This window comes from Brevibacillus sp., assembly GCF_003521185.1.
GTDB classification, from domain to species: Bacteria; Bacillota; Bacilli; order Brevibacillales; family Brevibacillaceae; genus Brevibacillus; species Brevibacillus parabrevis.
In genome coordinates, this window is record NZ_DOTK01000080.1 from 1 (window position 1) to 8,203 (window position 8,203).

General features: G+C 53.1%; 8 protein-coding genes and 1 pseudogene. 6 read left to right on the plus strand and 3 right to left on the minus strand.

Going from position 1 to position 8,203, the window contains the following annotated elements; genetic code table 11:
• Nucleotides 1-141 precede the first annotated feature (141 nt).
• Both DEP07_RS24835 and DEP07_RS24840 read left to right on the plus strand, forming a co-directional pair.
• Nucleotides 142-671: pseudogene (locus tag DEP07_RS24835) on the plus strand (SDR family oxidoreductase).
• Between the two features lie 123 nt (nucleotides 672-794).
• Entirely contained in the window at nucleotides 795-1,724 is a 930-nt protein-coding gene (locus DEP07_RS24840) for a phosphotransferase family protein (protein WP_173599334.1), read from the plus strand.
• Between the two features lie 49 nt (nucleotides 1,725-1,773).
• On the opposite strand, the gene DEP07_RS24845 is transcribed toward DEP07_RS24840, so the two are convergent.
• Complete coding sequence (locus DEP07_RS24845) at nucleotides 1,774-2,217, minus strand: hypothetical protein (RefSeq protein ID WP_122966843.1); 444 nt, start codon at nucleotides 2,215-2,217, stop codon at nucleotides 1,774-1,776.
• 121 nt (nucleotides 2,218-2,338) lie between these two features.
• On the opposite strand from DEP07_RS24845, the gene DEP07_RS24850 reads away from it, so the two are divergent.
• The 3 genes from DEP07_RS24850 to DEP07_RS24860 all read left to right on the plus strand — a co-directional run bounded on the left by DEP07_RS24850 (nucleotide 2,339) and on the right by DEP07_RS24860 (nucleotide 6,769).
• Nucleotides 2,339-2,824 carry a 2-phosphosulfolactate phosphatase gene (locus DEP07_RS24850; protein WP_229049923.1) on the plus strand — a complete coding sequence of 162 codons (486 nt, stop codon included), beginning with the start codon at nucleotides 2,339-2,341 and terminating at the stop codon, nucleotides 2,822-2,824.
• Nucleotides 2,825-2,886: 62 nt separating this feature from the next.
• Nucleotides 2,887-4,482, plus strand: a complete 1,596-nt coding sequence (locus DEP07_RS24855) for a catalase (protein WP_242771433.1) — start codon at nucleotides 2,887-2,889, stop codon at nucleotides 4,480-4,482.
• A gap of 160 nt (nucleotides 4,483-4,642) precedes the next feature.
• A complete protein-coding gene (locus DEP07_RS24860; protein ID WP_287103179.1) occupies nucleotides 4,643-6,769 on the plus strand; it encodes an RCC1 domain-containing protein in 2,127 nt (708 codons plus the stop codon).
• Nucleotides 6,770-6,819: 50 nt separating this feature from the next.
• Here the strand turns inward: DEP07_RS24860 and DEP07_RS24865 are convergent, their stop codons facing one another.
• Nucleotides 6,820-7,230, minus strand: coding sequence for a YjdF family protein (locus tag DEP07_RS24865; RefSeq protein ID WP_122966841.1), 411 nt, complete (start codon nucleotides 7,228-7,230; stop codon nucleotides 6,820-6,822).
• A 268-nt stretch (nucleotides 7,231-7,498) separates the two neighbouring features.
• Here DEP07_RS24865 and DEP07_RS24870 point away from each other — a divergent pair, with 268 nt between their 5' ends.
• On the plus strand, nucleotides 7,499-7,897 hold the full coding sequence (locus tag DEP07_RS24870; protein WP_173597366.1) for a BlaI/MecI/CopY family transcriptional regulator: 399 nt from the start codon (nucleotides 7,499-7,501) through the stop codon (nucleotides 7,895-7,897).
• A gap of 108 nt (nucleotides 7,898-8,005) precedes the next feature.
• On the opposite strand, the gene DEP07_RS24875 is transcribed toward DEP07_RS24870, so the two are convergent.
• The coding region (locus DEP07_RS24875) for a GNAT family N-acetyltransferase (protein ID WP_287103180.1) at nucleotides 8,006-8,203 on the minus strand (198 nt) is incomplete at its 5' end.

Genomic DNA, 8,203 nt, shown 5'->3' on the forward strand with positions numbered 1-8,203 from the left:
GTCGCCCCCTCCTACTCGATTGTCTGCGGGAACGAATTACAGAAACGGATTGTTTACATAAGCTCCTTTGGTAGCCATGACGAGCAAATTCGTCGCCATGAATTTCGGTGTGTACGGCATGTCGTGTTCGAGCCACAGGTCGTGGAAAAAGCAGTCGCCACTTTTGGCAAAGTAGACGTACTGGTCAACAACGCTGGCGTCAGTACGGATCAAAAACTGGAACAGTTCGACGTGGAGCAGTGGAACAAAGTGATGAGCATCAACTTGACAGGCTGCATGCTCGGGATGAAATACGCGGTGCCAGAAATGAAGAAAGCGGGCGGCGGCTCCGTCATTCACATCTCGTCCATCGCTGGCTTGGTTGCCCTGAACTACACGAATGCGTATACGGCGGCAAAAGGAGCGCTTCGCTCGCTTGCCAAAGCGTCTGCTGTCGAGCTTGTCCCAGACAACATCCGCGTCAATTCCGTTCACCCGGGAATTATCGTGACGCCGATGATTCAGGAAGCGCTCGATCACGGGGCTGGACAAATGTTTGAAAGGGGAACGCCGTTGCCGCGATTGGGCAACCGGAAGATATCGCTTATGGTGTCCTGTATCTCGCTTCTGATGAATCCAGCTTCGTAACAGGCACGGAATTGGTCATTGACGGCGGTTGGACAGCCCGATAACGATAACGAAAAGACAAGGCGTTGGGAGATGCATCCCGGCGTCTTTTTTCTCTACCCATACACGCTTGTTCTCCCGTATAATCGAGAATGCTGTCTTTCAAGCAAGAACGGGGAGGGAACAAGATGGAAGAATGGTTGGAATCGCTGCAAAAGGCCGTTCCGCTGCTGCAACAGGCTGTGAGCGTGAACGAAATCAAAAAAGGACATTCCGCAGACAAAAAATACCGTGTCGATTTGCCAGAAGGGCGTACTGTGGTGCTCCGAGTCGCAAGCGAGCAGCAGGCTGAGCAAAAAGCGCAGGAATTTGCTGTCTTGCAGTCGCTTGCGTCGTATCCGATCCGGGCTTCCAAGCCGCTTGCTTTTGGCGTGCGAAAAGAGCTGGGGATTTGCTACATGCTCGTGAGTTACATCGAGGGCGAGGATGCCAGAGATCGCTTGCCTTTTTACACGGAAAGCGAACAGCAGCAGACAGGATTTTTGGCGGGGCAGGATTTGGCAGCCATGCATCAGCTTGCGGCTCCAGCGGCGATCCCGCCTTGGATAGACCGATGCGTGCAAAAGCATCGCAGGTACGTCGAGGCGTATCAAACGTTCTCGCCACCGCTTCCGTACGGAGACAAAATCTTGGCTTACATTGAGCGGCACTTGGCCTGTCTGGAAGGACGGCCGAACCAGTTTTTGCATGACGACTTCCATGTCGGCAACCTGATTGTCCGCGATGGCACTTATGCCGGGGTGATCGACTTTAATCGCTACGATTGGGGCGATCCGGTTCACGAGTTTGTGAAGCTGGTTTTTTTCAGCAAAGAAGTGAGCGTTCCGTTTTGCAACGGTCAGTTGGCCGGGTATTGGAATCATCAGGAGATTCCGGACGAATTTTGGACCTTGTTCAACGTCTATACGGCAATGACCGTTTTTTCCTCCATCATCTGGACCAAGCGAGTTGTGCCCGAGCAGCTGCCGGACATGATCGCGCGGGTCAATCTTATCGTCGAAGAGTACGATGCTTTCGAACGGCGCACTCCGCACTGGTATAAACGGATCGAAAAATAAAAAAGAACTATGGCAACTACCATAGTTCTTTGGGAAAAGGGTGCGACAATTACAGACAGTGGCTGTCGATTTCTACAGTAAGCAGCTGGCTAGGAAGCACAGACAAGCCAACTACTTGACCGCCGCCGACAGACGTACGTCCGTAAGTTGTCAGAAGGACATTCTCGGCGTTGCCGTTACGGCCGACAATCAGGCGCACTTCGTAGTGGTTGGTCGCAACAACAGTTGCGTTCAAGGCAATACGAGTGTTGGCTGCAAGGGTTTGTGTTACGTCGAGAAGCGTACCTACTGGATTGGTTTGTGTGACAGCATCGCCCCAGTTCAATACTTGCACACGCACCTCTACAGGTTCGTCGTTGAGGTTGACCAAGTCGATGTGAGCGGTAAGAGCAACGTTCAGGTTGTTTTGCAAAATACCTGTTGTTCTCACCGTCGTTCTGCGATGATGGCCTCCATCTCTGTCGTGTGTGCTTGCAAACTCCATTTCAGACATCCCAGATCACTCCATTCTTCAATCTTAACTGATGGGACAATATACAATATTACGTCTTGTCTCCTTTTGTAACGGCGAACGTAATGGGACGAGTAACCATTTCTGATAGAAAGCGGTGGAAATGTTGAAAGAAGCTTCCATATTCAAGCAATTAGACTATTCGGCGCGTTTCGAATGGGGATATGACGGGGTGGAGGAGCTGGCGGGCCACTCTGATATTCTAGTAATCATTGATGTGCTTTCGTTTACGACCTGCGTCGACATCGTGTGCGGGCGAGGCGGAGTCGTCTATCCGTATCGCACGAGAGACGAGACAGCGGCCGTTTATGCACAAAAGCAAGGCGCCTTGCTCGCGGGCAAACGCGGCGAGCCGCTTTCTTTATCTCCGTCCTGTCTGATGACGCTTCCAGAAGGGAGCAAGATCGTTTTGCCGTCGCCATGCTGTACGACTGCGGCTCGGGCTGAGAGCTTGCCGCGAGGGGATTTACAGAGGATGTCACCCTTGCTGCTCAATGGAACCACAGCCAGACCGTGCCCGTGTTACGCAGCGATCTCGCCTACGAAGCCTCCCGTTAATTCCCGCTTTTCTCTGCTTGTTCCCGCATAAAGACTCCCTGGTTCGGAAACCATTCTCATGAACGAGCGAGAATTTGGACAGGGAGGATGAACATGGAAAAAGACAACCAGGCCACGTCAGGCAAAGCAACGGAAGAGGAGCTGCTTACGAACCGCCAAGGTCATCCGATTACCGACAATCAAAACATGCGAACCGTCGGGAACCGCGGCCCTACTGTTCTGGAAAACTACGATTTTCTGGAAAAAATCACGCATTTTGATCGGGAGAGAATCCCGGAGCGTGTCGTGCACGGGCGCGGTGCCGGAGCGCACGGATACTTCGAAGCGTACGGGACAGTCGGGAATGAGCCGATCGCCAAGTACACGAGAGCAAAGCTGTTTGCGGAACGCGGGAAGCAGACTCCGGTATTCGTGCGCTTTTCCACGGTTATCCACGGTGCGCACTCGCCAGAGACATTGCGCGATCCGCGCGGGTTTGCCGTGAAGTTTTACACGGAAGATGGCAACTGGGACTTGGTCGGAAACAATTTGAAAGTATTTTTTATCCGCGATGCGATGAAATTCCCTGACCTCGTCCACGCCTTCAAGCCAGACCCGGTGACGAATATTCAGGATGTGGAGCGGATTTTCGACTTTATTTCCAACACGCCGGAAGCGATGCACATGATTACGTTTCTCTTTTCACCGTGGGGCATCCCGGCGAACTACAGGCAAATGCAAGGCTCTGGCGTCAATACATACAAATGGGTCAACCAGGCGGGCGAGGGTGTTTTGGTCAAGTACCATTGGCAGCCGCTTTCGCAAGGAATCAAAAACTTGACGCAGAAGGAAGCAGAAGAAATACAGGGGAAAAACTTCAATCACGCGACACAGGACTTGTATGAAGCGATTGAGCAAGGGAACTACCCGGAGTGGGAAATGTGCGTGCAAATCATGAGCGACGACGAGCATCCCGAGCTGGATTTTGACCCGCTCGATCCGACGAAGCTGTGGCCGGAGGATCAGTTCCCGTTTTTGCCTGTGGGAAAAATGGTGCTGAACAAAAATCCGCAAAACTATTTCGCGGAAGTAGAGCAGGCGTCTTTTGGGACGGGCGTGCTCGTCGACGGTCTGGACTTCTCGGATGACAAGCTGCTTCAGGGCAGGACGTTTTCCTACTCGGACACGCAGCGCTATCGGGTAGGGGCAAACTACTTGCAGCTGCCGATCAACGCTCCGAAAAAACACGTTGCGACCAATCAGGAAGGCGGCCAAATGCTCTACCATGTGGACCGCCAACAGCCGCATATCAATTACGAGCCGTCCACGCTCGGCGGGCTGCATGAAGCAAAGCAGGGCGCTCCCGACCATGAGCCGACGGTGTCAGGAAAGATTGTCCGGCAAAAAATTGACCGCACGAACGATTTCAAACAGGCTGGCGAGCGCTATCGGCTGCTGGAAGACTGGGAAAAGGACGATCTGATCGCCAATTTGACCGATGCCTTGTTGTCCTGTGATCGGCGCATTCAGGAAAAGATGCTCGGCTACTTTTTCCAGTGTGACGAGGAGTACGGCGCACGCTTGAAGCGAGGCATCGAGCAGGGTGGTCAAAATGCCGACAACGGACACGGCGGGCCGATGGGAGCGACGAATCCGGGTGCTGGCGTGCGCCAGGCCGAGGAAGACGGTCATGCTGCGGAGCCGTATTAATTAGCAAGCAAGACGATTCAACCCCCTTTGCTTCGCCACGGAGCCAAAGGGGGTTTTTTTATGGGAAAATGTTCGGGAAGATACCGTTACTTTTTTTGCCAGTAAACGTCTAATCAAGTATTGTCTCCATAAATCCAAATAATGGTGGTGTCATGAGCACGTGTGGAATCGGAATCAACTCAAGGTGCTGGCGTGCAGCGGTTTGACTTTTGTCCTCGTTGCTTCTGGGAGCGTGCAGGCAGAACAAACGGCCACGCCAGCGACTCCGGCGCAAAAACAGGCCAGCGGCAGTGGTGCAGCAGCCGACAAAGCCAGCGAAGTAACGATGAAGGCATGCGGAAACATCGCGCAAAAGACTGCGCAAGCAAAGCCGGCTGCAAGCTCTCCGGCGGTTTTACAAGAAGCGACCGCCTTGTCCGGCATGGAGAGAATTGCGACGGACAACATTTTTGATGGAGCGGGGTATGGCTGGCGTCCTGGCATCTCCTACGCTTTTGACAACCAGGGCAACGTCTGGGGTTGGGGCGTGCAGGGAGAAAAGGACGCAGATTTTCCGCAAAAGCTCGCGGGATTGCAAAATGTCAAACAAATCTCCGGAGACCATGCGCTGACGAAAGACGGTCAGGTCTGGCGGCTGAACGACATGGCACAGCCGGAAAAAGTGGCGGGGTTGGATCACATTCAGTCGATCAGTGAGTTAAATGGAAACGAAGGCGTGCTCGTACTGCTCAAGGACGATGGGACCGTGTGGACGTGGATGCAAGGAGAGAGCAAGCCTGCCCAGTTGGGTGCTTTCGCCAAGGTGACGCATATATACGGTTCGTCTTTTTCCTTGTTTGTGTTGGAGCAAAACGGCAAGCTGTACTACGTCAGCGGCCAGGGGCAGGAGCTGAAAGCCGAGCTTGCACAGTTGGTGAATGTCCCGGGGGCGGTGAAGCAAATCGCGCTTGATTACTCTGATCGTGCGCTGATACAAACCACAACGGGTGAGGTGCACGTGTTTGACCCGGATGAAAACAAGCTGACGCGTGCTCCGCGCGAAGCCGACGGTGCTGTCAACATGGCAGTGGGTGGCGAAGGGATGTACTTGTTCAGCAAAAAAGACGGCACGGTCTGGGGCTGGGGAAACAACGCACTCGGCATGCTTGGCGAAAAGCAGCCGAATCTCGTAAACGTACCTGTGCAAATCGCAGGCTTGCGCGATATTGTTGACATTCAGGCAGGCACGGATCACGTGATCGCTTTGCAAAAATCCGGACACGTATATTCATGGGGCAGCAACATGACGGGACAGCTGGGCAGATTGCCGCATCTGCTCACGGAATGGACGGAGATCGGGGAGTTGAAAGACGTCCGGCAAGTGAGCACGGAGATGGGCAAGCCGTTTTTTGTCCGCAAAGATGGCACGCTTTGGGGCATGAACGACAAGCTTGTGCCTTATCAGGTGCAAGGTCCCAAAAATATTCAGGCAATCACCAGCATTTTGAATACAGCGGTAACTGTGGATACAGCGGGGAAAGTCCAGATGTGGACAGATGATTTTGCCACCTGCCAGGAATTGTCCTTGTCTGCCCCTGCGAAAGACGTGGTGGGAGGAGAAAGACGATTGCTGGTGCGTTTAGCGGACGATCGGCTGTACACAGTCGAGTTGCAGCACGAGTTTGTCGAAAAGCACGGCATTTACGAGCCTGCGAACATCAAAATCGGCAAGGCAGAAGCCGTTCAGATCGATCCGGCTGTCATTTCGCAAATCACCAAGCTGTACGCCAACGCGTATACGTTCCTCGCGACAACAAAAACCGGGGAAGTGCTTTATGCGGAGCAAACAGCCAAGCAGCCAGCATTTGTCAAAGTGCCCGGTGTAAAAGGAGTGCGTGAATTGGCTCCGCAATATTTTGTCCGCTACACGACGGAAGATGTTTCTGTCTATGCGATGACGGATTCGGGAGCGGTTGCGGAGCTGCAATTCCAAGTCGATCGCGATGGCGACGAGTGGAAAGTGGGGAAGGTTGCAGTGTTGCCAAAGCTTGAAGAAAACATCGCCTTGGCAAGTGGGAGACTGAGAATAACGAAGGATGGCGAGCTGTACGAGCACGACTGGAATGAGCTTGCCAAAAAACGCGTTCCCCGCCCTGTCCGACTGGTAGCTTCTTCGTACGATTACGCGATCGAGGGGCCGGGGTCCCACTATCACGTGCTCGTGACCGAAGATGACAAAATCGTTGTGATCGGCTACAATCCGTACGGCCGAAGCTCGCTTGAACCGCAGCTCGTCCAAACGAAATAAAAAAACTCACGCTCCGTGCAAAGGAGCGTGAGTCTGCGCGCAGGGGAAAATTATTTGCCTCTGTGCTTTTCTTTTGCTTTCTGGACTTTTTGCTGCCACTTTTGTTCTTGCAGCTCGAGCTTTTGCTTGCGACTTAATACTTTCTTCTCAACCTTGCGCGCTTCCCAGTCCAGCTTGATCGCTTCCTGGGCAAAGGTGGAAGCTCCTTTTTGCCGCAGCTCTTTTGCCACTTGACGAGCCAGCCGCTTCGGGTTGATCTTGGTCGCAACGGCTGCTTTTACTTGTACGGACTGTCTTGTGTCATCCAGTCCGGGCAACAGACGATGCAAGACGAAGTCAAGCACCTCGCCGTCTTTTGGCTCGGAACCAAACAGAAATCTGCATGCTGTCAGCCGCGCATTTTCCACATGCTCGACCACGCCAACCCAAAACTGTCCATCGAAATAAACGGTTAGTTTCACCCAAACCGCCCCCTCTGAAAAATTCAAGAGTGTCGGACATCCCGAGGGGGGAAGGTTACTGACAGAGACACGCGCGCATGTTCTGCGCCCGGACTACCAACCGGGAACTGTGTTTTTACACTCTTGCTGTTTATTATCGTAGATGACGGCGCTGTTGACAATCATCTTCATAAAAAAAGGAAGAGATTGGTTGACAGCAAATTTTTACAAACGTAATATTTACTTATGAACGACTTTTATGATCGTACAAGAAAAGACAGGTGAGAGCATGAATCCAATTCCTAAAATTTCGGAAGCTGAGTGGGAAGTCATGAAGGTGATATGGCAGGAGCATCCCGCAACGGCTGAGCAAATCATTGAACGCTTGCCTGCCGATATCGAATGGACCGAACCGACTGTGCGCACTTTTTTGAATCGGCTGCTGAAAAAGCAGGCCATCGGCTACGAAAAATCGGGACGCAGCTATTTGTACTATCCGCTCGTTCAAGAAAGCGACTGTAGGCGCGTGGAGAGCGAGTCGTTTCTGAAAAGGGTGTTCAATGGAGCTGTCGGAACGATGATGACCAATTTTTTAAACGACGTTCGCCTGTCGGATGAAGAAATTGAGCAGTTGCAGAACATTCTCAAGGAAAAACGGGCACAAAAGGACAAGGAAGATCGGCGGTGACAGGAGTGGATCTGGGAATCGTGCCCGTTACTTCCAGACAATAAGCTGTCCTTGTGGCAGCTACACGCGAGTCATTCGATCAAGGAAAGACGGGCGCGCGGCATAAGCTCAAGCGGACGGCGTGCCCGGGTACCACACGCCGAGCCACTGTTCGGCGCCGTAGTCCTCGAACCGCTCCACTTCGGTGAACCCCAGCTTCGCCGCGACGCGCATCGCAGCCTCGTTGGCTGTCTGGGTGGAGAGCACCACCGGCTCGCCGGGATGCGTGTGGGCGAACCAGTCGAGCGCCGCTGCGCACGCCTCGGT